The sequence below is a fragment of the Streptomyces sp. NPDC033165 genome, assembly GCF_055577965.1.
Genome location: NZ_JBVIPK010000009.1, coordinates 1 through 23,591, shown reverse-complemented (window position 1 = coordinate 23,591; position 23,591 = coordinate 1). Strand labels below are relative to the sequence as shown.

The following is a 23,591-nucleotide window of genomic DNA, read 5'->3' as shown; positions in this document are numbered from 1 at the left end:
CACGTTCCCCCCGGCACCATCCCTGCTCCCGGGGGGACACGCCTATTCACCCCATTGGACGGGCGCTCGGAGTGAATGCCGGGGGCGCGGGGGGCGCTTTCCCGGTCCTCGTTCCTGCCGGGATCACCGGCGTCCTAACGTCGGACCATGGGCAGCGGGGACCGGTCGAAGCTGGTAAGAATCTGCGATCAGACCGGCCGGCCGCGAGGAACGGGATTCGTCGCGGACGACCGAGGCACCGTCGTCACCGCCCATCAGGCCGTGGCCTCCCCGGCGCCCTTCCTCCTCCACGGCACCGACGGCCGCACGTGCACCGTCGGCCCGGACGACATCACCGCACTGCCCGCCCTGGGCCTGGCCCTGCTGCGCACCGGCGGCCCCGACGCGCTCGACGCTGAACCCCTGCCCATCGCCGTCCGGGACCGGGCCGAGCCCGGCGGCTACGTGGACATCGCCGCCCACGGACGGCGAGAGGCCCGGGTCCTCGGCACCACCCCCGCCACCTACACCGCACCGGACGGCGCGCACCCGGTGGCCGCAGCCCTGGAGCTGGCGCTCGGCACCGACGGCCGTGACGCCCTGCGCTCCGGGGGCGCGGCCATCGGAGGGCCGGTGACCGATCCGGTCACCGGCGTCGTCCTCGGCGTCCTGTGCACCGCCCTGGCCACCCCCCACGAGGCGGCCGGGCTCGCCCTGCCGATCGCCCGGGGCGCCGACGGCACGCTGGACGCCCTGCTGCGCCGCAACGCCCTCGCCGCCCCCGGCTACGGCCCCGACCTCAACCTCGCCGGGGCCCTCCAGCTCACCGCCACATCGGTCGGCTCGGCGGACGGCCCGAAGGCCCGCACCGCCCCGGTCGAGCGCGACGACGTCAGCGCGGAGTTCACCGCCTTCGAAGCCGGTACGGGTCTGGTCCTGGGTCTCGTCGGCGCGCCCGGCACCGGCCGCACCACCGAGCTGGCCGCCCTCGCCGCCCGCCGCGCCGAGGGCCGGGCTCCCGCCCCCACGCTCTGGCTCCGCGGCGCGGACCTGCTGGCCGACGACACCTCGATCGCCGACGCCGCGCGCCGCACGCTCGCCCGCGCCGCCCGCATCGTCACCGCCGCCGGGGCCCGCGGCGACATGGCCACGGCCACCCCGGAGCGCATCGCCCGCCTGGCCGCCGACGCGGGCCACCCGCTCCTCGTGGTCCTGGACGGCCCCGAGGAGATGCCACCGCTGCTGGCCCACCACCTCGCCGACTGGACGGCCGGCACCGCCGCCTGGCTCCGGGAGCACCGGGTCCGCCTCGTCGTCGCCTGCCGCCCCGAACACTGGGAGACCGCGGGCGCCCTCCACCCGCCGGGGGCCCTGCACCGCCCCCGCCGCCCCGCCCGCAGACTGCCGCCCGCCCTCCGCCTCGGCGACCTCACCCCCGACCAGGCCGACAAGGCCAAGGAGCGCTACGGCATCCCGCCGACCGCCCTCGCCCCCGGCCACGACCGGCACCCGCTCACCCTGCGGCTGCTCGCCGAGGTCCGCGCCGCGCTGCCCCCCGGCGTCCCCGGCCGCCCCGACACCGAGGACGTCTTCGGCGCCCACCTCGACCTGATGTGCGTGCGCATCGCGGTCCGGATCGCGGCCGCCGCCGACGAGCACCCCCGGGGCACCGCCGTGCGCCGCCTGGCCGCCCGGGTGGCGGGCCAGGTCCACGAGGCGGCCCGCCGCTGCCTGGGGCCGGGCCAGGGCGAGCTGGACCGGGCCGCGTTCGAGGAGATCTTCCCCTGGCGCACCGGCTGGGCCTCCGCCGTGCTCACCGAAGGCCTCCTCGTCCCCGCGGGCGCGGGCTACCGCTTCGCCCACGAGGAGCTCGGCGACTGGGTCCAGGGCGCCCACCTCGACCTGGACGCGGCCCTGCGGTCCCTGGTGCACCGCTGGCACCGGGGGAGCGGCGGGCGGGAGGGAGCCCCGCAGCGCGGGAGCGGCGGCCTGGACGGGGACCCGTACCGGCAGAGCGTCGGGCCGGACCCGGGGGCGGGCCCCCGCACCGGCCGTGAGCCCCGCAGCCTCCCCGTACCCCGGCACCGGATCGGGCCGGTCATTCAGGCCATGGTGCTCCTCGGCCGGCGCCAGGGCACGGCCGCGCTGGCGCACCGGATGGCCGACCTCATCGAGGCGCTGGACCGGCTGTGGACCGACGACGGGCCCCGGGACGAGGACGCTGCCTGGTGGGCGGCCCACCTGCTCGGCGGCAGTCTGCTCAGGGTGCCCGACGCCCGCCCGTATCTCGGCGTTCTGCGGGTTCTCGCCGGGCGCATCACCCGGCGCTCCGCCGCCCGAGGACCGGAAGGCCCAGGTGCGTACGGGGAGTTCGGGCCCTGGTTCTGGCGCCGGCTGCGGCTGCCCGAGGAGGACCGGATCGACCTGCTCCGCCGCCTCGTGCCCGCCGACGGGGTTCCCCGCACCGACGGCGACGAACGGTATCTCGACGCCGTGGCCCGGCGCCTCACGCTCGACGCGCCCACCGTGCAGCCGCTGCTGTGCCGCTGGTTCACCGACGAACGCCCGCTGATGGTGGGCCCCGACGCGCCGCCGGACGTGCCGCTGCGTCCCACGGTCGCCGCCGCCGCGCAGGCCCTGCTGTACGCCCGTCGGGATCTCGCCGTCGACGAGCTGACGGACGCGCTGATCGCCACCCCGCACCAGCGGGCGGGCGAGCTGCTGGCCGCCCTCGCGGAGGACGAGCCCACCGCGCTCTGCCGGGCCGTGGAGCGCTGGGCCCGCGACGAGGACCGCCCGGCCCGCCGCTCCGCCGCCGCCCGGTACGCCGGACTGCTCCAGCAGCGGGTCACCGCCGAGGGCGACCGGGCCCTGCTCCGCTCCGCCGCCGAGATCCTCCTTGCCCGCCCGGAGGACGGCGACCTGCACGCGGCCGCCCTCACCCTCCTCGTCCGGGACCCCGGGACCAGGAACCGCCACCTCCCGGCGGCCCTGCGCGTGTTCGCCGCCGGGGACCCCCGGCTCCCCGTCGAGCTGCTCGCCGAGGTCTTCCCGGCCCACCCCGAGCCGGTCCTCGCCGCGCTCCGGGCCCGCCTGGCCCGCCCCGGCGACGGCGGGGGAGCGGTACTGCGGGCCCTGGCCGGGCTCGACACGCCCGCACTCGCGCTGCACGTCGCCGGGCTCGTACGGGAGTACATCGACGCCCACCCCGAGGACGGCACGCACACGGCGCAGTACGTGGACCTCCGGCTGGAGCACGGCCCGGCCGCCCGCGCCCTGCTGCTGCCGCTGGTGACCGGGCTCCTGCGGGACCGCCCCGCGCCGCCGGCGGTGCGCGCCGCGCTCGCCCGGGTGCTCGCCGGGTCCGGGAGCACCGAGTCCCGGCCGCTGCGGGCCGAGCTGCTGGAGGTCCTGCTGGAGTTCGAGCAGGTCACCGGCCGGGACCCGGATGTGCTGGAGGCGCTGCTCCGGGCCGCCGCCGACGGCTCGGGGCACCGCCCGGAGATCCGTACGAGAGCACTCGTCCACCGCACCGGGATGCTGCTCGTCCGTACCCCCGAGGGCGCCGCCCGCTTCGACCGCGGCCTGGTCGAAGCGGCCCGGGACGTGCCCGGATTCGCCGCCCTCGTCACCCGCTGGCTGGCCGACGCCCCGCAGGAGTGGGCGGCGGTCGTGGGACCGAGCGCCCGGCGCACGGTGGAGGCGTTGGAGACATCACGTCCGTCGATGCCGATGCCGATGCAGGCGGCGGGACGTGAGCATGGCAGTCTTAGACCTGCGTAATCGACAGACACACGTACACAGGTTCGGGCGAGGAGCGGTCACAGTGCAGCGCTGGCGTGGCTTGGAGGACATCCCCCAGGACTGGGGACGCAGCGTCGTCACCATCGGCTCCTACGACGGCGTGCACCGCGGACACCAGCTGATCATCGGCCGGGCCGTCGAGCGCGCCCGTGAGCTGGGCATCCCGTCGGTCGTCGTGACCTTCGACCCGCACCCCAGCGAGGTCGTCCGCCCCGGCAGCCACCCGCCGCTGCTCGCCCCGCACCACCGCCGCGCCGAACTGATGGCGGAGCTGGGCGTGGACGCGGTGCTGATCCTGCCGTTCACCACCGAGTTCTCCCAGCTGTCGCCCGCCGACTTCATCGCCAAGGTGCTGGTCGACCGGCTCCACGCGAAGACCGTCATCGAGGGCCCGAACTTCCGCTTCGGCCACCGGGCCGCCGGGAACGTCGCCTTCCTGACCGAGCTGGGCGCCACCTACGACTACACCGTCGAGGTCATCGACCTGTACGTCACCGGCGAGGCGGGCGGCGGACAGCCCTTCTCCTCCACCCTCACCCGCCGGCTGATCGCCGAGGGCGACGTCACCGGAGCCGCCGAGATCCTGGGCCGCCCGCACCGGGTCGAGGGCATCGTGGTGCGCGGTGCGCAGCGCGGCCGCGAGCTGGGCTTCCCCACGGCCAACGTCGAGACCCTGCCGCACACCGCGATCCCCGCCGACGGCGTCTACGCGGGCTGGCTGGAGGTGGACGGCGAGTCGATGCCCGCCGCGATCTCGGTCGGCACGAATCCGCAGTTCGACGCCACCGAGCGGACCGTCGAGGCGTACGCCATCGACCGCGTCGACCTCGACCTGTACGGGCTGCACGTGGCCGTCGACTTCCTCGCGTACGTACGCGGCATGCTGAAGTTCGACTCGATCGACGAGCTGCTGGTGGCGATGGCCGCCGATGTGAAGCGCTCCAGCGAGCTGACCGCCGCCTACGCCCGCACGCACTGACGCCGTCCCTCCCCGTGCGGTCCGCCCGGGGACGACGGATGCTGACAGGGTGCGCGACATCCTGCCCGACCTCCGTGCCCGGTGCGCCGACGGCGTCCCCTTCGCCCTGGCGACCGTCGTCGCCGTGCACGGCAGCGCACCCCGCGACCCGGGTGCGGTGCTGGCGGTCGACGCGACGGGCACCGTGGTCGGCAGCGTCTCCGGGGGCTGCGTCGAGGGCGATGTGTACGAGGTGGCCCGCGAGGTGCTCGCCGGGGCGGGGTCGCGCGTGGTGTCGTACGGGATCAGCGACGACGAGGCGTTCGGCGTCGGGCTGACGTGCGGCGGCACGATCGAGGTGCTGGTACGCGCCTACGCGACCGCCGCCGAACTGACCGCCCTCTCGGCCGTCCTGGACCTGATCGCCGCCGATCTGCCGGTCGCCGAGGCCACGGTGCTGTCCGGGGAGGCGGAGACCGGGGCCCGCCTGGTCGTCCGCCCCTCGGGCCAGGGGTCCGCGACCACACCCCTCGGCACGCTCGGCACCGAGGGGCTGGACGCGGCCGTCACCGACGACGCCCGCGGGCTGCTGGCCCAGGGCCTCACCGGCATCCACTGGTACGGGGCGCACGGCCAGCGCCGGATGCAGGAGGTCGCCGTCTTCGTCCGGACGTACGCCCCACCGCCCCGCATGATCGTCTTCGGCGCCATCGACCACGCGGCGGCCACCGCCCGCATCGGCTCCTTCCTCGGCTACCGGGTCACCGTCTGCGACGCCCGCCCCGCCTTCGCCACCCGGGAGCGCTTCCCCACCGCCGACGCGGTCGTGTGCGCCTGGCCGCACACCTACCTTGAGTCCACCGAGGTCGACGCCCGCACCGTGATCTGCGTGCTCACCCACGACCCCAAGTTCGACGTCCCCCTGCTCACCACGGCCCTGCGCACGCCCGCCGCGTACATCGGGGTGATGGGCAGCCGCCGCACCCACCGCGACCGCCTGGCCCGGCTGCGCGCGGCGGGCGTGGACGAGGCCCACCTCGCACGCCTCGCCTCCCCCGTGGGCCTCGACCTCGGAGCCCGTACGCCGGAGGAGACGGCGGTCTCCATCGCCGCCGAGATCATCCAGCACCGGTGGGGCGGCACGGGCCGCCCGCTCGGCGAGTTGTCGGGGGCGATCCACCGGCGTGAGCCCGACGGCGGTCACCGCCGCACCGGCGACCAGTAGCCCGGTTCCGTCCCGTAGGCCGGTGCTGAGGTATCCACGGCCGGACGCCCCATACCGCGAGGCAGTACGACGGTGACGATCAGCGAGCCGAGAGCGAAGCAGCTCGCGTTGAGGGCCAGGCCGGGCACCGGGTCGAGCAGCGCCACCAGGGTGCCGCCCGCCACCGGGCCGACGGTGGAGGCCAGCCGCTCGACCGCGCCGGACAGGCCGGTGGCCCGCTCCCTTCGCAACGGGTTGTTCGCGAGGAACTCTTCGCGGTTGTGTGGCAGTTGACGGTGACAGGTGAAGCGCCCCCTACATCCCCTCGCCGCACGCCGCCGCCCAGTGGCACGCCACCTGGGTGTCCGCCCCGCCGTTCAGCACCGGCAGATCCACCGTGCGGCAGGCCTCCGCCACCCCGGCGCGCTCCGCATCGCCCGAGGCCAGCACCTGGCACCGGACGTGGAAGCGGCAGCCCGAGGGCACCTTCGAGGGGTCCGGCGGCTCACCGGCCAGCACCACCGGTTCGCCCTCCGCCTCGGGCAGGACCGACAACAAGGCCTGGGTGTACGGGTGCTGAGGGGCCGTGAGCAGCTGCTCGACCGGGCCCGTCTCGACGATCCGGCCCAGATACATCACCGCCACCCGGTCCGCGATGTTCCAGGCGAGCCCCAGGTCGTGCGTGACCACCAGCGCCGAGAGCCCCAGCTCGTCCCGGAGCCGCAGCAGGAGCGCCAGGATCTCGCCCCGGACCGACGCGTCCAGCGAGGCCACCGGCTCGTCGGCCACGATCAGCTCCGGCTCCAGCACCAGCGCCCCGGCGATCACGACGCGCTGGCGCTGACCGCCCGACAGCTCGTGCGGGAAGCTCAGGAAGAACCGCTCCGGCGGCCGCAGCCCCGCCCGGGACAGGGCTTCCGAGACGGCCGCCCGCTCGTCCCCCGCGTACCCGTGGATGCGCAGCCCCTCGGCCACCGCGTCGTACACCGTGTGCCGGGGGTTGAGCGAGCCGCTGGGGTCCTGGAGGACCAGCTGCACGCGTTTGCGGTACGCCTTCAGCGCGCGGCCCGTGTAGTCGAGGGGGGCGCCGCCGAAGGTGACCCGGCCCGCGGTCGGCGGGACCAGGCCGAGCAGGGACCGGGCCAGCGTCGTCTTGCCGCAGCCGGACTCGCCGACCAGGGCGACGATCTCGCCGGGCCGGATGTCGAGGTCGACGCCGTCGACGGCCCGGGCGGTGGCGGCCCCGCGCCTGCCGGGGAAGGCGACCTTCAGGGCCTCGGCGCTCAGCAGGGGAGCGCCGGCGACCGGAGGGGCGGTGCTCATGTCGTACTCCTCGTGTCGTCGGCCCCGGTTGTTCCGTCGGCTCCGGGGGAGGCCGGGGAGGCATGGCAGGCCGGAGACGGTGCGGCGGAGGTGTCGTCCACCCGCACGCAGGCCGCCCGGCGGTCACCCCCCGCCTCCCGCAGCTCCTGGTCCTCCGTCGCGCAGGTGTCCAGCGGCACCGGACAGCGGGGGTGGAACGTACAGCCGCCCGGCAGCGCCGCCGGGTCCGGCGGATCGCCCGGCAGCCCGCGCGGGGCGCGCCGGGAGGAGAGGTCCCCGATCCTCGGGAAGGCGGCGGAGAGCGCCTTGCCGTACGGGTGGCGGGCGTCCGTGTACACCTGCCGGGCGGGGCCCTCCTCGACGACCCGGCCCGCGTACATCACCGAGAGCCGGTCGCAGGTGTCCGCGAGCACCGCGAGGTCGTGGCTGATCATGATGAGCCCGACCTTCTGGTCCGTGACCAGCTGCTGGATCAGGCGCAGGATCTGCGCCTGGATCATCACGTCCAGCGCGGTCGTCGGCTCGTCCGCCACGATCAGGCGCGGATCGCAGGCCAGCGCCATCGCGATCATCACACGCTGACGCTGCCCCCCGGACAGCTCGTGGGGGTACGCCTGGGCCCGGGCCGCGGGCAGACCCACCTGTTCCAGCAGCTCACCGGCGCGCCTGCGGGCGGCGGCCGGGGTGGCCTTGCTGTGCAGCAGGACCGGCTCGGCGATCTGGTCACCCACCCGGTGCACCGCGTTCAGCGAGTGCATCGCGCCCTGGAAGACGATCGACGCACCCGCCCAGCGGACCGCCCGCAGCCGCCCCCACTTCATGGTCAGGACGTCCTCGCCGTCCAGCAGGATCTCACCGGTCAGCCTCGCCGTCGCGGGCAGCAGCCGCAGCAGCGCGAGGGCCAGCGTGGACTTCCCGCAGCCGGACTCCCCGGCGATGCCGAGCTTCTGCCCGGCCTCCACCCGCAGATCGACACCCCGTACGGCGGGGACGGCGTCACTGCCGCTGCCGTAGGTGACGGTGAGGTCCCGCACCTCCAGGAGCGGGGGATCACCGACCGGCTTCGACAGACCGGGCGAGGCGGACGGGTCCGGATTCGGCGTGGTCGTCGTGGTCGTGGCCGTCAACGGGGCACCCCCAGTTTCGGGTTGAGCACGGACTCGATGGCGCGGCCGCACAGCGTGAAGGCGAGGGCGACGACGGCGATGGCGAGTCCGGGCGGAGCGAGATACCACCAGTTGCCGGAGCTGACCGCTCCCGCCTCGCGGGCGTCCTGGAGCAGCCCGCCCCAGGAGACGATCGTGGGATCGCTGAGCCCGAGGAAGGCGAGGGTCGCCTCGGTGAGGATGGCGGCGGAGATGACGAGTGTGGTCTGGGCGAGCACCAGCGGCATGACGTTGGGCAGGACATGACGCGACATGATGTGGCCGTGCCCGCCGCCGAGCGCCCGCGAGCGTTCGATGTACGGGCGGGACTCGACGGAGAGCGTCTGGGCCCGGACCAGACGGGCGGTCGTCGGCCAGGTCGTCACACCGATCGCAAGGATCGTCGTCCAGATCGACCGGGACAGGACCGTGGCCAGCGCGATGGCCAGCACCAGGGTGGGCATCACCAGGAACCAGTCGGTGATCCGCATGGCGACGGTGGCGTACCAGCCCCTGAAGTGGCCCGCGGTGATCCCGATCAGGGTGCCGATCGCCACGGAGAGGAACGCGGCCAGCAGTCCGACGGTCAGCGAGACCCGGGTCCCCCAGAGCATCAGGGCCAGCAGACTGCGTCCGAACTGGTCCGTCCCGAGGGGGAACTCGCCGCTCGGTGCCTCCATCGGGCCGCCGGGCGCGCCGGTCACGCTCCTGGAGTCGGCGCCCACCAGCAGGGGAGCGGCCAGCGCCAGCAGGGCGATGACCACGAGCACGCCGAGGCCGACGAGCCCGGCCCGGTGCGTGCGGTACTGCCGCCAGAAGCGGAGGGCGGCCTGGCGCCGCCGGGCCCGGGCGAGCGCGCGTGGGCCCGTCACCGGCACGGCTTCGGGTTCGTCGGTCGAGACAGTCATCGGCCCACCCGGGGATCGAGCAGCGGATAGATCACATCGGCCAGCGTGTTCATGAGGATCACCGCGGCGGCGAACACGAAGAACAGCGCCTGCACCAACGGCAGGTCGGGCACGCTCAGCGCCTGGTAGAAGAGCCCGCCGAGCCCCGGCCAGGAGAACACCGTCTCCACCAGGATCGCCCCCGCCACCGTCGTACCGAGGTTCACGAAGAGCAGGGTCACGGTCGGCAGCATCGCGTTCGGCACGGCATGCCTGCGGCGTACCAGGTCGTCGCGCAGCCCCTTGGCACGGGCGGTGGTGAGATAGTCGCTGCCCATCTCGTCCAGCAGCGAGGAGCGCATCACCAGCAGGGTGCGCGCGTACTCCACGGCGACCAGGGTGAGGACCGGCAGCACCATGTGGTGCGCGATGTCCAGCACCCGGTCGAAGCCCTCGGTGTTGCCGGACTCCATGCCTCCGGTCGGGAAGAGCCCGGGGACCGGGCCGATGCCCACCGACAGCGTGATGATGAGGAGCAGCCCGAGCCAGAACGAGGGCACCGAATACAGCGTCAGGGCGAAGGCGGTGCTGGCCCGGTCCCCGGCGCTGCCGTTGCGCCAGGCGGACCGGGCGCCCAGCCAGATGCCCAGCAGGGTGTAGATCACGAAGGCGGTGCCGGTGAGCAGCAGGGTGGCGGGCAGCGCCTCGGTGATCTTGTCGATGACGGGGGCACGGAACTGGTACGACGTACCGAAGTCGCCGGTCAGCGCCTTGCCGCAGTACTGCGTGAACTGCTGCCACAGCGGCAGGTCGAGGCCGAACTCGCGGCGCATCGCCGCGATCTGTTCGGTCGACACCTGACGGCCACCGGTCATCTGCTTGACCGGGTCGCCGGGGATCAGCCGGAAGAGGAAGAAGCTGGTGACGAGGACGGCGAAGAGGGAGACGGCCGCACCGGCCAGCTTGCCCGCCGCGTAGCGGGCGTAGGCGGCGGTCGTACGGGAACGTGGGCCGAGGGCCGACGGCCCGGCCGGAGCCGGGCCGTCGGATTCCGTGCTCTCCACGCCCGCCGCGCCCTGTCGCAGCGCGGGAGTGCTTTCTGTGCTCATGGACTATTCACGGTCTTCCGCGGTGGAGCGGCGACGCATGGCGAACAGGAGTCCGCCACCGGCGAGGACGACGACGGCGATCCCGACCCCGACGAGAACCCCGGTGGAGCTGCCACCGGAGTCGGAGGAGGACGACGAGGAGGCCCCGGCGGCCGGGACGGCCGACCACCAGCTCCAGTAGCCGTCCTGGCCGTAGATGTTGCCCGCGTCCGACGGCATGGTGGTGATGGACTTGATGTGGTCGGTGCGGTACGCCTCGACGGCATTCGGGTACGCCATGACGTTCATGTACCCGGTGTCGTACAGCCGTGACTCCAGTTGCTTGACCAGATCCGCCCGCTTGGCGGGGTCGTACTCGGCCAGTTGCTTCTTGTAGAGCTCGTCGTACTGCTTGTCGCAGATGAAGTTGTCGGTCGCCGCCGACTCCTTCGCCTTGGACGGCAGCGCGGCACAGGTGTGGATCGACAGGACGAAGTCGGGGTCGGGGTTGACGGACCAGCCGTCGAAGGCCAGGTCGTATTCCCCCGCGTACCAGGGGTCGGAAACGTTGTCGAGGCACTCGACCTTCAGTCCGATGCCCTGCTCGCCCCACCACTCCTGGAGGTACTTGCCGATCGCCTTGTCGTTGGGGTCGGTGGCGTGGCACAGGATGCGGAAGTCGAGCGGCCTGCCGTCCTTGCCCACGCGCTTGCCCTGGCCGTTCTTCTCGTACCCGGCCTCGTCGAGGAGGGCGGCCGCCCTCTGCGGGTCGTAGGCGAGCTTCTGGCCGTCCGCCGGCTTCCAGAAGTAGTCGCCGAAGCGCGGCGGGATATAGCCCTCGCCCTCGACGGCGTGGCCCTGGAAGACCTTGTCGATGATGGTCTTGCGGTCGACCGACATGAACAGCGCGTGCCGCACCTTCCGGTCCAGCAGCGCCGGGTGCCCGTCACCGAACCTCGTACCGTCCTTGGTACGGGCTCCGGGGTTGACGGCGAGCGCGAAGAAGCGGCGGCCCGGGGCGTCGTTCACCTTGATGTCCGGGGCGGTCTCCAGCGAGGCGGACTGGGCGGGCGTGAGGCTGGGGCTGCCCGCGACGAAGGACACCTCGCCCTTGCGCAGGGCGGCCACGGCCGCGTCCTGGTCCTTGTAGTAACGGAAGACCAGCTCGTCGAACTTGGGGGAGCCGCGCCAGAAGTCCTTGTTGGCCTTGAGCTTCACATAGCTGTCGACCTTGTAGTCCGTCAGGATGAACGGACCGTTCCCCACGATGGGGAAGCTCTTGTCGTTGTTGAACTTCGAGAAGTCGCCGACCTTCTCCCAGACGTGCTTCGGGACGATCGGGACGTCGAGCGCGGCCATCGTGGCCTGCGGCTCCTTCAGCTCGATGACCAGCTTGTCCTTGCCGGTCGCGGTCACCTTCTCGAAGTTGCCGACGAAGCTGCCGTTGGAGGTGGCCGCGCCCTCGTCGGTCATCATCTTGTTGAACGTCCAGGCCGCGTCCTCGGCGGTGGCCTGCCGCCCGTCGGACCACTTCGAGTCCGAGCGGATCGTGTACGTCCACGTCAGCTTGTCCGCCGAGGGCTCCCACTCGGTGGCCAGGCCCGGGATCGCCTTGTTGTCCTTGGGGTCGTAGTTGGTGAGGTAGTCGTACATGAGCCGGTGGATGCTCGTGCTGACCAGCCGCTGCGCGAGGAACGGGCTGAGCGAGTCGACGCTCTGCGCGACGGCGACGGTGAGTGTCGTCTTCCCGCCGTCGGCACGGGCCTCGGAGGGCGCGGGCGCGAGCGGGTTTCCCGGTACGACGGAGCCGGCGGCGAGCGCCAGGGCGACCGCGCCCGAGCCCGCCAGGAGGCGCAGGCGTCGGCGTGGCCGAAAGGAGCGGGCGGGAACTCTTGTGACCATGGACGGGGACCTCGCGTCATCACTCGCTGGGAGAAGGCGGGCAGATCTCTGGTTCGCCAGTTGGTGAAGCGAAGGTCTATCAGCGCTGTCGGGCCTCGTCAACGGTGTGTCAAACCGCGTGTGGGCTGCGGGAATAGCACAAGGGCCCGCACCGCGTGAGCGGTGCGGGCCCTCATTGGTCTCAACCTCTTGGCCCCTACTGCTGAGGTGCCTGCGGCGGCTGCGGAGGCGGCTGCTGCCACCCGGCCGGCGGCACCTGACCCTGACGATCGGGCTGGCCTGCCGGGTTGGCCTGCCCGCCCTGCTGCTCCGGCTGCCCCGGCTGCGGCGCGCCGCCCCCGGGCGCACCCGGCAGGTCCGGCGAGGGCGGCGACTGCTGCCACCCGTTCTGCGGTCCGCCCGGTGCGGGCTGCGAGGGGTAGGGCCCCTGTGGCGCACCCGGCTGACCGGCCGCCTGGTATCCCCCGTACGGCGGCTGTCCGCCGTAGGGCTGCTGGGGGTAGGGCTGCTGTCCCGGCTGGGGCTGCGACTGCGGCTGCCCGGGGTACTGCTGCGGGTGGGGCTGACCGGGACCGGGCTGCTGAGGTGCGTACGGCTGCTGACCGGGGGCGTACTGACCCGGCATCGGCTGTCCGGGAGCCTGGCCGGTGCCCTGCTGCTGTCCGGGAGCCTGGCCCGGAGCTTGCCGGCCCGCTCCGGGCTGTCCGGGCTGGCCGTGCTGCGAGGGCTGTGCGGGCTGTCCCGGCTGGGGCTGGCCGGGCATGGGCTGACCCGGTGCCGGGTAGCCCTGCTGGCCGGGCATCGGCGGGGCGTACTGCGGCGGCGGGTTCTGGCCGTCCGCCGTCCACAGCCCCTGCTGCTGCTGGGCCCGCGCGAAGTCCTCGGCCACCAGCGCCGAGAGGTGGAAGTACGCCTCACGGGTCTTGGGCCGCATCATGTCGAGGTCGACCTCGGCGCCCGCCGCCAGGTGCTCGTCGAACGGTACGACGACGACGCCCCGGCAGCGCGTCTCGAAGTGCTGCACGATGTCGTCGACCTTGATCATCTTGCCGGTCTCGCGGACCCCCGAGATGACGGTGAGCGAACGCTGCACCAGGTCCGCGTACCCGTGCGCCGAGAGCCAGTCCAGCGTGGTGGAGGCGCTGGACGCGCCGTCGACCGAGGGGGTCGAGATGATGATCAGCTGGTCGGCGAGGTCCAGCACCCCGCGCATCGCGCTGTAGAGGAGCCCGGTGCCCGAGTCGGTGAGGATGACCGGGTACTGCTTGCCGAGCACCTCGATCGCGCGCCGGTAGTCCTCGTCGTTGAACGTCGTGGAGACCGCCGGGTCCACGTCGTTGGCGATGATCTCCAGTCCGGAGGGCGCCTGCGAGGTGAACCGGCGGATGTCCATGTACGAGTTGAGGTACGGGATCGCCTGGACCAGGTCGCGGATGGTCGCCCCGGTCTCGCGGCGCACCCGCCGTCCCAGCGTGCCCGCGTCCGGGTTGGCGTCGATGGCGAGGATCTTGTCCTGCCGCTCGGTGGCCAGCGTCGAGCCCAGCGCGGTGGTCGTGGTGGTCTTGCCGACACCGCCCTTGAGGCTGATGACGGCGATCCGGTAGCAGGCCAGCACCGGGGTACGGATCAGATCCAGCTTGCGCTGCCGCTCGGCCTCCTCCTTCTTCCCGCCCAGCTTGAACCGGGAGGCGGCGGAGGGGTTACGGCTGCTCTTGGCCTTCTGCTTGCCCCGCACCAGCCGGTCGGAGGAGAGCTCGACGGCCGCGGTGTACCCGAGCGGGGCACCCGGCACCGAACGCTCGCGCTGGTCGTGCGCGACCGGGGTGGGCCAGGCCGCGCCCGTACGCGGGTCGACGGCCCCCGGCTGCTGCTGGGCCGGGAGGTGGGGCGGCTGGGGCTGCCCCGGGTGCGGCTGCTGATACGGCTCCGGCTGCTGCGGGCCGGTGGGAGCCACGGGCGCGGGCGGATTCGGTGCGGCTTGGGCGGGAACGGGGGGCTGGGCCTGGACCGGTCCTTGACCCTGCCCCGGTCCCTGCCCCGGCCCCTGCCCCGGTCCCTGCCCGGGCCCCTGTCCCTGGGCCTGTGCCTGTGCCGGGAAGGGTGCGTGCGGGGGCTGGGGAGCCTGGCCCGCCGGGGGCTGAGACTGAGGCTGCGGTTGGGGGAAGCCGTAGCCGCCCTGGGCTCCCTGTGGCGGGAAGCCGTAACCGCCCGGCCCCTGGGCGGCCTGAGGGTGGGTCTGCGGCGGCAGCGGCTGGGGGGCCTGAGGTGCTTGAGGCGTCTGAGGTGCTTGGGCCGCCTGCGGGAAGCCGTAGCCGCCGGGCGCCTCGTTCGTCGGCGCGGGTGCGGGCCACTGCGCGGCGGGCTGCGGGGCGGAGGGCGCCGGGGCGGCGGGCTGGAAGGCGGGCGGCAGCGGCGGCAGCGCGCCGCCCTGTGCGGGCGGGGACCACGGCACCGGCGCGGCGGAGGGCTGCGGGGCGTCCGCGCCGGGAACAGGAGCGTCCTGCGGGACAGCGTCCTGGGGGGCGGCCTCCGCTGCGGCGGCGGGTGCGTCGTCGGAATCCGAGGCATCCGGGGCGACAGGGGCGTCCGTCGAGCCCGTCTCCGGTTCCGTACGCGAGAGAGCCGCGGAACCCGTGTCCGTACCGGAGACAGAGGCTTCGGAGTCCGTACCGGAGACAGAGGCAGAGGCGGAGTCCCCGGCACCGGCCTTCACCTTGGTCTCGGCCCCGGTCTCGACGGCGTCGGCGCCATCGGCGTCAGCCTCGGCGCCGGCCTTCGCTTCCGCCCCGCCACCGCCCTCGGCGCCCGCTTTCGCCTCGCGCTCCGCGATCTCCCGCCTGAGCGCCGCCGACGAGAACCGCATCGTCGCGCCGCTCTCCACGTCACCGCCACCGAACGTACCGGGATCACCGGGATCACCGGACTCCTCGGCCGAGGCGGCCGGACCCACGGAGCTCGCCTGCGCGGGGGGCGTCTCCGGTGCTACGGGGGCCGCCGGGGCGGCGGGCTCGACGGGGGCCGGGGGCGCGGCCGTCCAGTCGGGGTCGAAGCCGCCGTGGGGAGGCAGGCCGGGCGTCGGCATGGGCGCCCCGTTCGGCGGCGGAGGCGGTGCCAGGTGCGAGCCCGCTCCCCCCGACGAGTCCCCCGCCGCGTTCTGCGTGTACCAGGCGGGAGGGGTGTAGTCGATGGTGAACTCACCCGTCATCTCGGCGGGATCCGCGTCGGACGACTCGTCGACGGGCGTGTTCCATCCGCCGCGGATCTCGTCCCGATCGCCGTTCACTTTGCCTCCTGATGTGGTCGAGCACCCTTGTGCCGTGGTGGGTGGGGGCGACCGTTCCCGATGTCCGGTCCGCCCGGCTCTCCCCCTTGCGACGCGCATCACCTGCTCGCAGGTTCTCTGCCGCGCCCCCACCCACCCTAATCGCCATCGGGGGAACTCAGGCAGGGCGTATCGCACGTCAAAGGCCGCCCCGAAGACCAGGTGTCGCTTCTCGGCTGAACCAAGTGCGACAGGAGGAGTGCCGGCGAGGCGGTCAATTCAGTTCATGTGCGGACATCGTTCGTCCGTTGTATGTCCCTTGTGTGCCCGTTGCGTGCCTGTATGAAGGGGAGCGCGTTACGGCAGCCCGTTGCGGTGGCCCGTGCGGCGCCCCCTTTCGTGGGCGTGCGCCTGCGTTGCGCCTACGTGAGGTCGAACTCACCGTCGCGCGCACCCAGGACGAACGCCGTCCACTCCGCCTCCGTGTACCGCAGGACGGTGTCCGGGTCCAGGGAGGAGCGCATGGCGACCGCGCCGCCCGGCAGATGCGCGATCTCGACCCGCTCCTCGGCCTCCTCGGTGCCGGGTGCGCTGAGCCACTTCACATCCGAGATGTCGAGAGCGTAGAGCTCGTCCTTTTCCTGCTGAGTGCCCATGACGACGTCCCTTCGGTCGAACGGTTTCCTTGCGTGATCCATGGTCCCCGGCGAGAGGAGCGTTCGTGGCCCGAACGGGCCAGGAATCAGTCCATCCGGCGAGCGTTGCCCAGCAGACCCGTCTCGGCGTCCGTCCCGCTCGTCATCACCCAGTGGCGCTCGCGGCCCGCCACCCAGAGCGTGACGCCGTCCGCGAGGGTGGGGAGCGCCTCGTACTCGGCCCGCGCGAGCCCCAGGATCCGGCCGATCTGCTCGGCCTCGGCGGGCGACACCCGCTGGATGCCCACCAAGGCCGACGCACGCATCAACCGCGGTGCGACGGGGCTCAGATAGGGGAGCAGGGTCAGCACGGACTGCCAGGGCGAGGACACCACCCGGCCGCGCGGTGGCCGCATGCCGCAGTCCCGCACCACGACCACCGGGCTGCCCACGGTCGCGCCCGTCGGCGGAACGCGGCCCACGTCGTACAGGGACACGCACTCCAGCCCGGCGCCCGCCGCCTGGGCGAGTGTCGTCCAGGCCTGGACCCGCCCGGTCTCGACCGCCACCCGCGCACCGGTGCCCGCCGCGCGCAACGCCAGCACCTGCGCGGTCCACAGGCCGCCGATCAGCGTGACGTCGTAAGGAACGGGCCGGTGGAAGCCGATCAGCTGCGGGCGCCCGTCCGCGTCGTTGCCGATGATCACGCCGTCGTCACCGACCGGCAGGGACAGCGCGCCGAGGTGGTCGGCGGCCACGGTGTGGCCCGCATGGCGGGGGCCGCGGAGCCCTCGCCGGGGCTCGGTCCTTCTGCTCACTGCGCGCCTCCCAGCGGGAGCGTGGCCAGGGCGCCCGGCAGCTGCTCGCGGTCCAGCCGTGCCAGGCCCACCTTGGCGTGCCGGGCGGCCTGCTCCAAAGTCCTTCGCACGCTCACCAGTTCCGTGTCCGAACCGCCGGTGACCCGCACATGACCGGCCACGCTCGTCGAGCCCTGCCGCGCCCCGCGCCGCACGGTCAGACTGAACGTCGTCGCGTAGGCGGGCACCGAGGTCAGCAGCGCGACCAGCTGCGGCAGCGGCGTCGCACCACGGCCCAGCTCGGGCCAGCGGTCCACGGCGTACGTGGTGTGCCACCGGTCGTCGCACCGCCAGACCCGAGAGGTCTCCGTCGTACGGCGCTGCGGCGCGGCGTCCGGCCGGCCCGCCCGGCCCGCCCGGCCCGACAGGATGGGGTTGGCGCACGCGGAGGTGGCCACGGCGGAGTTCAGCTCGTCCTGGTCGAGTACCGCGGCCCGGAAGCCGGCTCCCGTGATCCGGCTCGCCACATGGTCCGCGACCCGCACCAGACAGCGCTGCGCGCCGTCCATCCCGCCGCCGCGCGCCTCGATCGCCTCGCGGCACAGCTCCGGATCCAGCTTCACCGCCACCCACGTCAGGCGCAGAGCGGGCGCACCCGTCTGGTCCTGAAGCGGCGCGTACGAGAGCCGGGCCACCGACTGCCGCGGCAGGTGCGGGGCCGGCGCGCACCGAACCTGCTGCACCAACTGGGCGGACTCCAGGACGATGTCGTCCACCTGGAGCGCGTCACCCAGCAGCGACAGCGGGAGCGACCGTGCGCCGAACGCGGGCCGGAGCGACTCGCCGCTCGCCTGCACGCGCACCACGGCGGTCAGGAACGTACCGTCACCGAGCATGCCCACCGTCCGGTGGGCGCGGTCCACATAGACCTGCGGGCCGAATCCGGGAACGTTCTCCGCCACCGGGGCGAGCATCGGCTCCCCGTCGGCGGGCGGCGCGGCGGCGGTCCGCCGCCGCGCCCGGAGCGCGAGCGCGGTCGACAGCCAGTCCTGGAGCGCGCGGCCCCGACGGCGTACCACCGCGAGGGCGACCAGCAGACAGACAAGCACGAGAGCGGGCACCAGCCACGCCCCGCCGAGCGCCGCGCCCACGGCGGCCACCACGAGAGCCGCCTCGATGATGACCAGCTGCCGCAGCACGGGACGTACCCGGCCGGTCCGCGAGATCGAGCGGAGCGTCGTCGCGGCGGGCGCGTTCTGCGCGGGGGCGGCGGAGGGCGGGGCGGCGGGCGTCGGGGAGGGCTCGTTGCGGCGTTGCCTCCGGGAACTGCCGGAGGCTCTGCGGCTGGCCCGCCCGGCACGCTCGCGCGTAGCTGCACCCATTGCCGCGTTGCCCCCCTCGTGTCCGTATTCACCGTTTTCTGCACGGGTGTTGATCGGGTGGTCACCCTACCTGAGCACTGGGGGCGGAGCTCCAGCAGGCATAGTAGGGCCCGGTACGGCATCGGGGGCCGACGGTGCGTGTGGGACCCTGGTCGATCACTGGGGAGAAGAGGCAGCGGACACATGGCATCACGGCGGGATGAGCTCAACGCCTACACCTTCGCGAAGCGGAGGTTGATCGCACAGTTCCTGCAACCCAACCCGACCGGTTCCGAGGAAGGCGCCCCGAAGCCGCTGCGCGCGGTGCTGCCCGGAGCCATCATCGCCGTCGTGATTCTCGCCGCCTTCGGCGCCTGGGGCATGTTCAAGCCGGTGGCCCCCCAGAAGTGGGACGCCCCCAAGGAACACGTCATCATCGCCAGCAAGTCCACCACCCGGTACGTGGTGTTGACGACCGACGGCAAGAAGCAGCTGCACCCCGTACTGAACATGGCCTCCGCCAAGCTCCTCCTCGCCCCGGACAAGGGCACGGTCATCAACGTCGACGAGTCGGTCCTGGACAGCGGCAAGATCCCGCACGGAGCGACCCTCGGCATCCCGTACGCCCCCGACCGGCTGCCCGACTCCAAGGAGGCGGGCGCGGCCAAGCGCTGGGCGGTCTGCGAACGGCCCGTTGAGGGCGGCCGGGCCATCCAGAAGGCGGCCTTCATCTTCGCCGAGCGCGAGGAGAACAAGACCGAGGGGAAGAACCGCCTGCGTGGTGGTGAACTGATGTACGTCGAGGGGCCGGACCGGACCCGCTACATCGTGGACGCCGGGGGCAAGGCCTACCCCGTCAAGAAGGACGAACTGCTCCTGCGCACCCTGGTCGGCCAGAACGCCAAGCCCCAGCGGGTCTCGGCCTCCTGGCTGGCAACGCTCCACACGGGCGACCCGATCACCTTCCCGACCGTGGACGGACTGCCGGGCGACCCGGCGGACGCCCCCGGGAGCCTGGGCACGCGGACGAACCGGGTCGGCATGGTCCTGGCCGCCACGGCGGGAACCAGGACCCAGCAGTACGTCGTCCTGCCGGGCAGGGTCGCACCGGTCTCGGACTTCACCGCCAAGCTCCTGCTCAGCAGCCGCCAGCTGGTCTCCCTCAAGCAGGCGGGCAACGCGCAGCCGGTGAGCGCCGCCGAGCTCGAACCGGGCGCCCCGTTCGGCCAGGGCAAGGACTGGCCGGTCAGCGAGCCCGAACCCGTCAACTCCCCGAACGTCAAGAAGGGCAGCCGGAACACCGTGTGCAACGTTCTGCGCGGGGTCGACGCGGACAACGGCGCCACCACGCTCAGCACCTGGGCGGGTACGAGCTTCCCCGCGACGCTCCCCACCGGTTCCAGCAGTGCCTACGTCACCCCCGGATCGGGCGAGTTCTTCCGGCAGTTCAAGGGGTCGAAGACGGACGCCGGTTTCCTGTTCCTGGTCACCGACACAGGGCTGCGCTACGCGATGCAGTCCAACAGCGACAGCGGCCAGGACGCCTCCGGCATCGGTGAACCCAGCTCGAAGGAGGAGCGGGAGGAGCAGCAGGCGGAGGCACAGAGGGCCCAGAACCGGCTCGGCTACAAGGACGTCGACCCGACCCCCGTACCGGCGGCCTGGTCCGAACTCCTGCCGACCGGACCCCGCCTCTCCACCGGCGCCGCCAGCCAGCCGCAGGGTTCGTGAGGAGGGGCACGGACATGGAGACGCACGCACAGAGGGAGGTGCTCCCAGCACAGAGGGAGGTGCTTCCCGCGCCAAGGGAGATGTTCCCCGCGCCAAGGGAGATGTTCCCTGCCCGCCGCATCCTGACAGCCGTGGCGGCCGCAGCGGTCCTCCTCGTCACCCTGCCGGTGGCTCCCGCGGCCGCGGCCGACACGACCCAGTGCACCTTCCCCTCGAAGAAGTACCCGGGCCGCCCCTGGGCGCTGCAACGCGTCCTGCTGGACGAGCTGTGGAAGCAGTCCACCGGCAAGGGCGTTCGCGTCGCGGTCATCGACACAGGCGTCGACGTCAAGAACGAACAGCTCAAGTCCGCCGTGGACGTCCGGGCGGGCCGCAACTTCCTGCCGAAGAACCTCAAGGACGAGGACGGCACGAAGATCGAACGCGGCAAGGAGAACGGCACCACGGACAGGGTCGGCCACGGCACCAAGGTGGCCGGCATCATCGCCGCGCGCCAGGCGAAGGGCACGGGCTTCACCGGCCTGGCCCCCGACGCGGTCATCATCCCGCTCCAGCAGAACGACGCCGAGGGCAACGGCACGACCAAGACCCTTGCCGACGCCATCCGCTACGCCACCGGGACGGCGAAGGCGGACATCATCAACATCTCGCAGGACACCGCCGACGCCGTGAAGCCGTCGGAAGACCTGAGACAGGCGGTGAACGCCGCCCTCGCCCAGGACATCGTGGTCGTCGCCTCGGCGGGCAACGACGGACTCGGCGGCAAGGTGAAGGAGACCTACCCGGCGTCCTTCGACGGTGTTCTCGCCGTGGCCTCCTCGGACCGGAACAACGAACGGGCACCCTTCTCCCAGTCCGGCGAATTCGTGGGCATCGCCGCCCCCGGCGTGGACATGGTCTCCACGGTCCCCGGCGGCGGTCACTGCGCCGACCACGGCACCAGCTTCTCCGCCCCCTACGTCGCCGGAGTCGCCGCGTTGATCAGGGCGAAGCATCCCGACTGGACGCAGAAGCAGATCGTCGCGCAGATCCAGCAGACAGCGGAACGCTCGGTCGCGGGCCACGACCGGCTGGTTGGCTGGGGCGTCGTCGACCCGGTTCGCGCGCTCACCGAGGACGACAAGCCGATCGACCGCCCGGTGGCACACGAGGGCATGAGCAAGGGCAAAGCCCCCACACCCGCCGAACTCCACCTGGGCGAAACGGCCGACGAACGAAACGCGCGTCTGGCGACGTACGTGGTCGTCGGCGGAGGCGTCCTGGTCGCCGCCATCGCGGGGACGGCTGTGGCGGTACGCGACAGGCGGCGACGCATGATGCGCCTTCCGGTCAACACGTAGTGACGGGACGGGGGGAAGGCGCCGCCATGACACAAGTCACGCGGCCACCAACTCGATTGGCGCTGTCCTACGTAGTGACTACAGTTGTCTGGATGAGATCAGACCGGATCACGCAAGTGCGATAGCAACGCGGGACCATCTGAGCAAACGGGGATGCAGAACGGGGAGGACGGCATTGTGACCGATCCAGGTGGCGGTGGCGGTACGGGTGACCTCAGGCGCGGAGTGGGCGCGCTGGAGAAGTTCAAGAAGCGCGTCGACGCCCTGCTGGCGGACTTCGAGGGTTCCGCGGCCAGCAAGTCGAAGGTGGCCGACCAGAAGGTGACACGCGCCTCCCTGAGCGGCCAGAACGCCCGCTTCGCCGAGGCGGACGGCCTCTACACCCAGTACAACCGGGTCCACTCCTCCCTCGTCTCGCTCTCCAAGTCGCTCGGCGACCAGATCGAGTACCTGAGCCTGGGCGTGCACGCGGCGGCGGTGGGCTTCGACAACGTCGAGGACGACATCAGGCGGCGCTTCTACGAGATCCAGGCACGTATGGACCAGGGGCGCGAGAAGGCCGCCAAGCCGGAACCGACACCGACCAACAACGACAAGCAGTCGGACGCCGGGTGGGCAGCGGAATGAGCGACAAGAAGCAGCAGAACCTGACGCCCGCGGAGCAGCAGAAGCAGGACGAGGGACGCGTCCAGGCCCAACTGATCGTCACGGACATGTCCGAGACGGCCGGCCGGATCATGGAGTCCTTCGGCTTCGGCAACCCCCGCAGCGGAGGCCGTACCTCCTTCGAGGGACACGAGCTCAACGCCATGATCGACCTGGTGGAGAACTCCAACCCGGAACACCTGGAGAGCGCGGGCGAGGCCCTGTGGAAGGCCAGGGACGCCATCCGCAGCGCGGCGAAGGAACTGGGCGACCACATCGACGCGGTCGACTGGCAGGGCGAGTCCGGCGACGCCTTCCGCAAATGGGGCAAGGGCCTGGTCGCCCACGCCACCAGGCTGAGCGACTTCGCGGAAGCCGCCGGCACCCAGATCACCGTCGCAGGCACCGGCCTGGCCTCCGTCCGCAGCGCCATGCCCCCGCGCGACGGCCGCCTGGTACGCAAGCGTCCGGACGACATCGAATTCCCGGCCCGCATCGAGGGCAACCCGGAGTACGAGGCTGCGCTCAAGGTGGAGAAGAACCGCCAGGAGGCGATCAACCAGGTCAACCGGCTGGCGTCGTACTACTCGGTCTCTGAGGAGGCGCTGGCGGGGCAGGAGCCGCCGCGGTTCGAGGAGCGGCTCAAGGTCGACATGCCGAAGCCTGAAGTCGACTTGTACCGCAAGGGTTCCAGCCCCCTGCCGGGAGGCTCCGACGCCCTGGGTGGCAGGGATGCGTCGGATGCCTCTGGGCGCGCGATCACTAGGGTGCATGATTCCGCACCCGCAGGGAGCCAATCCAGAATCGACACCCTTGGGGCTGCCCCAGAGCTGGATCACGTCGTATCGACAGAGATCAATAGTGTCAAGACGCCACCTGCCCCGACGATGCCCACGAGTACGGCACTGACTCAGTCGCCCACGAGCACGACGGCACCGGGCGGGGGCCCGCCCCTGCCTTCAACGACCGGTTACGTCAATCCTGTAAAGGCCATTTCACCGCGCACAGTCGGCCCTTCAGGTATGCCTCGGACTGTCAGCCAGCCCGGGGTAGGGCCAGGGAGGGCTCAAGCCATCGGTGGCGTCCCAGCCGCGAACGGCCCTGCCAGAGATGCGGTGGGCCGCCCTGGGCCCATGGGCGCTGCGCCGTCAGCAACCGGCCGCTCTTCAGGCGCTCCGTCGGCGCCCGTCACTGGGCATCCTGGTGTGTCCGGTGGGCGCTCTATGGGTGGTTCTGCTGGCACGTCCGCGGTTGGCACTCCTCGCGCTGGCAACGGTAGTGGCATTGTGGGCGGAACACCCCAACGGCCTACGTCTGGTCAGGCGTCCGGGGCGGCTCGCCGAGGCGTATCGCGCGGAACGGTGATCGGCGCTCAAGGAGCACCCCAAGGTAGGGCGGCTTCCTCTGCTGGACGATCTGTCCCGGCTACCGGTGCTACTGAGGTTGAACTCGTGATGTCACATGGTTGCTCAGGTGGGTCTGATGGTCAGGCCGGTCTCGGCGAGGCAGCCGTCTATGAGGTGGCTGCGG

Annotated in this window: 16 protein-coding genes and 1 pseudogene; 7 read left to right on the top strand and 10 right to left on the bottom strand. The window is 72.6% G+C overall.

All coding sequences use genetic code 11. The features are described from left to right. Window positions 1-147: 147 nt before the first annotated feature. The 3 genes from ACZ5WC_RS21585 to ACZ5WC_RS21575 are packed head-to-tail and all read left to right on the top strand — an operon-like array spanning window position 148 to window position 5,966. The gene (locus ACZ5WC_RS21585) at window positions 148-3,762 is read left to right on the top strand and encodes a serine protease (RefSeq protein WP_468542324.1); all 3,615 of its coding nucleotides are present in this window, start codon (window positions 148-150) and stop codon (window positions 3,760-3,762) included. Window positions 3,763-3,805: 43 nt separating this feature from the next. Then, window positions 3,806-4,762 carry a bifunctional riboflavin kinase/FAD synthetase gene (locus ACZ5WC_RS21580; RefSeq protein ID WP_468542323.1) on the top strand — a complete coding sequence of 319 codons (957 nt, stop codon included), beginning with the start codon at window positions 3,806-3,808 and terminating at the stop codon, window positions 4,760-4,762. Window positions 4,763-4,811: 49 nt separating this feature from the next. Further along, complete coding sequence (locus ACZ5WC_RS21575; RefSeq protein ID WP_468542322.1) at window positions 4,812-5,966, top strand: XdhC family protein; 1,155 nt, start codon at window positions 4,812-4,814, stop codon at window positions 5,964-5,966. Here the strand turns inward: ACZ5WC_RS21575 and ACZ5WC_RS21570 are convergent. From ACZ5WC_RS21570 to eccE, 10 genes and pseudogenes are all read right to left on the bottom strand, one after another. Continuing rightward, window positions 5,960-6,208 (bottom strand): annotated as a pseudogene (locus tag ACZ5WC_RS21570) (MFS transporter); the annotation flags it as partial. The gene ACZ5WC_RS21575 and the pseudogene ACZ5WC_RS21570 sit on opposite strands and share 7 nt — an antisense overlap. 52 nt (window positions 6,209-6,260) lie before the next feature. Then, window positions 6,261-7,268 carry an oligopeptide/dipeptide ABC transporter ATP-binding protein gene (locus ACZ5WC_RS21565; protein WP_468542321.1) on the bottom strand — a complete coding sequence of 336 codons (1,008 nt, stop codon included), beginning with the start codon at window positions 7,266-7,268 and terminating at the stop codon, window positions 6,261-6,263. Then, window positions 7,265-8,446, bottom strand: coding sequence for an ABC transporter ATP-binding protein (locus tag ACZ5WC_RS21560; protein ID WP_468542320.1), 1,182 nt, complete (start codon window positions 8,444-8,446; stop codon window positions 7,265-7,267). The genes ACZ5WC_RS21565 and ACZ5WC_RS21560 overlap by 4 nt, the downstream gene beginning before the upstream one ends. Further along, a complete protein-coding gene (locus tag ACZ5WC_RS21555; protein WP_468542319.1) occupies window positions 8,392-9,321 on the bottom strand; it encodes an ABC transporter permease in 930 nt (309 codons plus the stop codon). Before ACZ5WC_RS21555 ends, ACZ5WC_RS21560 begins: the two co-directional genes overlap by 55 nt. Beyond that, complete coding sequence (locus ACZ5WC_RS21550; protein WP_468542318.1) at window positions 9,318-10,409, bottom strand: ABC transporter permease; 1,092 nt, start codon at window positions 10,407-10,409, stop codon at window positions 9,318-9,320. Before ACZ5WC_RS21550 ends, ACZ5WC_RS21555 begins: the two co-directional genes overlap by 4 nt. Window positions 10,410-10,412: 3 nt before the next feature. Continuing rightward, window positions 10,413-12,290, bottom strand: a complete 1,878-nt coding sequence (locus tag ACZ5WC_RS21545; RefSeq protein WP_468542317.1) for an ABC transporter substrate-binding protein — start codon at window positions 12,288-12,290, stop codon at window positions 10,413-10,415. A 196-nt stretch (window positions 12,291-12,486) separates the two neighbouring features. Continuing rightward, window positions 12,487-15,573: an SCO5717 family growth-regulating ATPase gene (locus ACZ5WC_RS21540; RefSeq protein WP_468542316.1), complete on the bottom strand. Its 3,087-nt coding sequence runs from the start codon at window positions 15,571-15,573 to the stop codon at window positions 12,487-12,489. Between the two features lie 401 nt (window positions 15,574-15,974). Continuing rightward, a complete protein-coding gene (locus ACZ5WC_RS21535; protein ID WP_468542315.1) occupies window positions 15,975-16,208 on the bottom strand; it encodes a DUF397 domain-containing protein in 234 nt (77 codons plus the stop codon). An 86-nt stretch (window positions 16,209-16,294) separates the two neighbouring features. Then, complete coding sequence (locus tag ACZ5WC_RS21530) at window positions 16,295-17,005, bottom strand: hypothetical protein (protein ID WP_311121794.1); 711 nt, start codon at window positions 17,003-17,005, stop codon at window positions 16,295-16,297. Then, window positions 17,002-18,366: a type VII secretion protein EccE gene (gene eccE, locus ACZ5WC_RS21525; protein ID WP_468542314.1), complete on the bottom strand. Its 1,365-nt coding sequence runs from the start codon at window positions 18,364-18,366 to the stop codon at window positions 17,002-17,004. The genes ACZ5WC_RS21530 and eccE overlap by 4 nt, the downstream gene beginning before the upstream one ends. A gap of 183 nt (window positions 18,367-18,549) precedes the next feature. On the opposite strand from eccE, the gene eccB reads away from it, so the two are divergent. From eccB to ACZ5WC_RS21505, 4 genes are all read left to right on the top strand, one after another. Beyond that, on the top strand, window positions 18,550-20,076 hold the full coding sequence (gene eccB, locus ACZ5WC_RS21520) for a type VII secretion protein EccB (protein WP_468542313.1): 1,527 nt from the start codon (window positions 18,550-18,552) through the stop codon (window positions 20,074-20,076). 101 nt (window positions 20,077-20,177) lie between these two features. After that, window positions 20,178-21,416 carry a type VII secretion-associated serine protease mycosin gene (gene mycP, locus ACZ5WC_RS21515; RefSeq protein ID WP_468542312.1) on the top strand — a complete coding sequence of 413 codons (1,239 nt, stop codon included), beginning with the start codon at window positions 20,178-20,180 and terminating at the stop codon, window positions 21,414-21,416. A 153-nt stretch (window positions 21,417-21,569) separates the two neighbouring features. Further along, window positions 21,570-22,043 carry a hypothetical protein gene (locus ACZ5WC_RS21510; protein WP_468542311.1) on the top strand — a complete coding sequence of 158 codons (474 nt, stop codon included), beginning with the start codon at window positions 21,570-21,572 and terminating at the stop codon, window positions 22,041-22,043. After that, window positions 22,040-23,591 (top strand): WXG100 family type VII secretion target (locus tag ACZ5WC_RS21505; protein ID WP_468542310.1); only part of this gene is annotated, 1,552 nt, incomplete at its 3' end. The genes ACZ5WC_RS21510 and ACZ5WC_RS21505, both read left to right, overlap by 4 nt.

What these genes read in the sequence shown, in the direction of transcription:
- ACZ5WC_RS21555 (WP_468542319.1), bottom strand. Translation starts at nt 9,321, where the DNA reads ATGACTGTCTCGACCGACGAACCCGAAGCCGTGCCGGTGACGGGCCCA.
- mycP (WP_468542312.1), top strand. Translation starts at nt 20,178, where the DNA reads ATGTTCCCTGCCCGCCGCATCCTGACAGCCGTGGCGGCCGCAGCGGTC.
- ACZ5WC_RS21510 (WP_468542311.1), top strand. Translation starts at nt 21,570, where the DNA reads ATGCAGAACGGGGAGGACGGCATTGTGACCGATCCAGGTGGCGGTGGC.
- eccB (WP_468542313.1), top strand. Translation starts at nt 18,550, where the DNA reads ATGGCATCACGGCGGGATGAGCTCAACGCCTACACCTTCGCGAAGCGG.
- ACZ5WC_RS21535 (WP_468542315.1), bottom strand. Translation starts at nt 16,208, where the DNA reads ATGGGCACTCAGCAGGAAAAGGACGAGCTCTACGCTCTCGACATCTCG.
- ACZ5WC_RS21565 (WP_468542321.1), bottom strand. Translation starts at nt 7,268, where the DNA reads ATGAGCACCGCCCCTCCGGTCGCCGGCGCTCCCCTGCTGAGCGCCGAG.
- ACZ5WC_RS21550 (WP_468542318.1), bottom strand. Translation starts at nt 10,409, where the DNA reads ATGAGCACAGAAAGCACTCCCGCGCTGCGACAGGGCGCGGCGGGCGTG.
- eccE (WP_468542314.1), bottom strand. Translation starts at nt 18,366, where the DNA reads ATGGGTGCAGCTACGCGCGAGCGTGCCGGGCGGGCCAGCCGCAGAGCC.
- ACZ5WC_RS21585 (WP_468542324.1), top strand. Translation starts at nt 148, where the DNA reads ATGGGCAGCGGGGACCGGTCGAAGCTGGTAAGAATCTGCGATCAGACC.
- ACZ5WC_RS21545 (WP_468542317.1), bottom strand. Translation starts at nt 12,290, where the DNA reads ATGGTCACAAGAGTTCCCGCCCGCTCCTTTCGGCCACGCCGACGCCTG.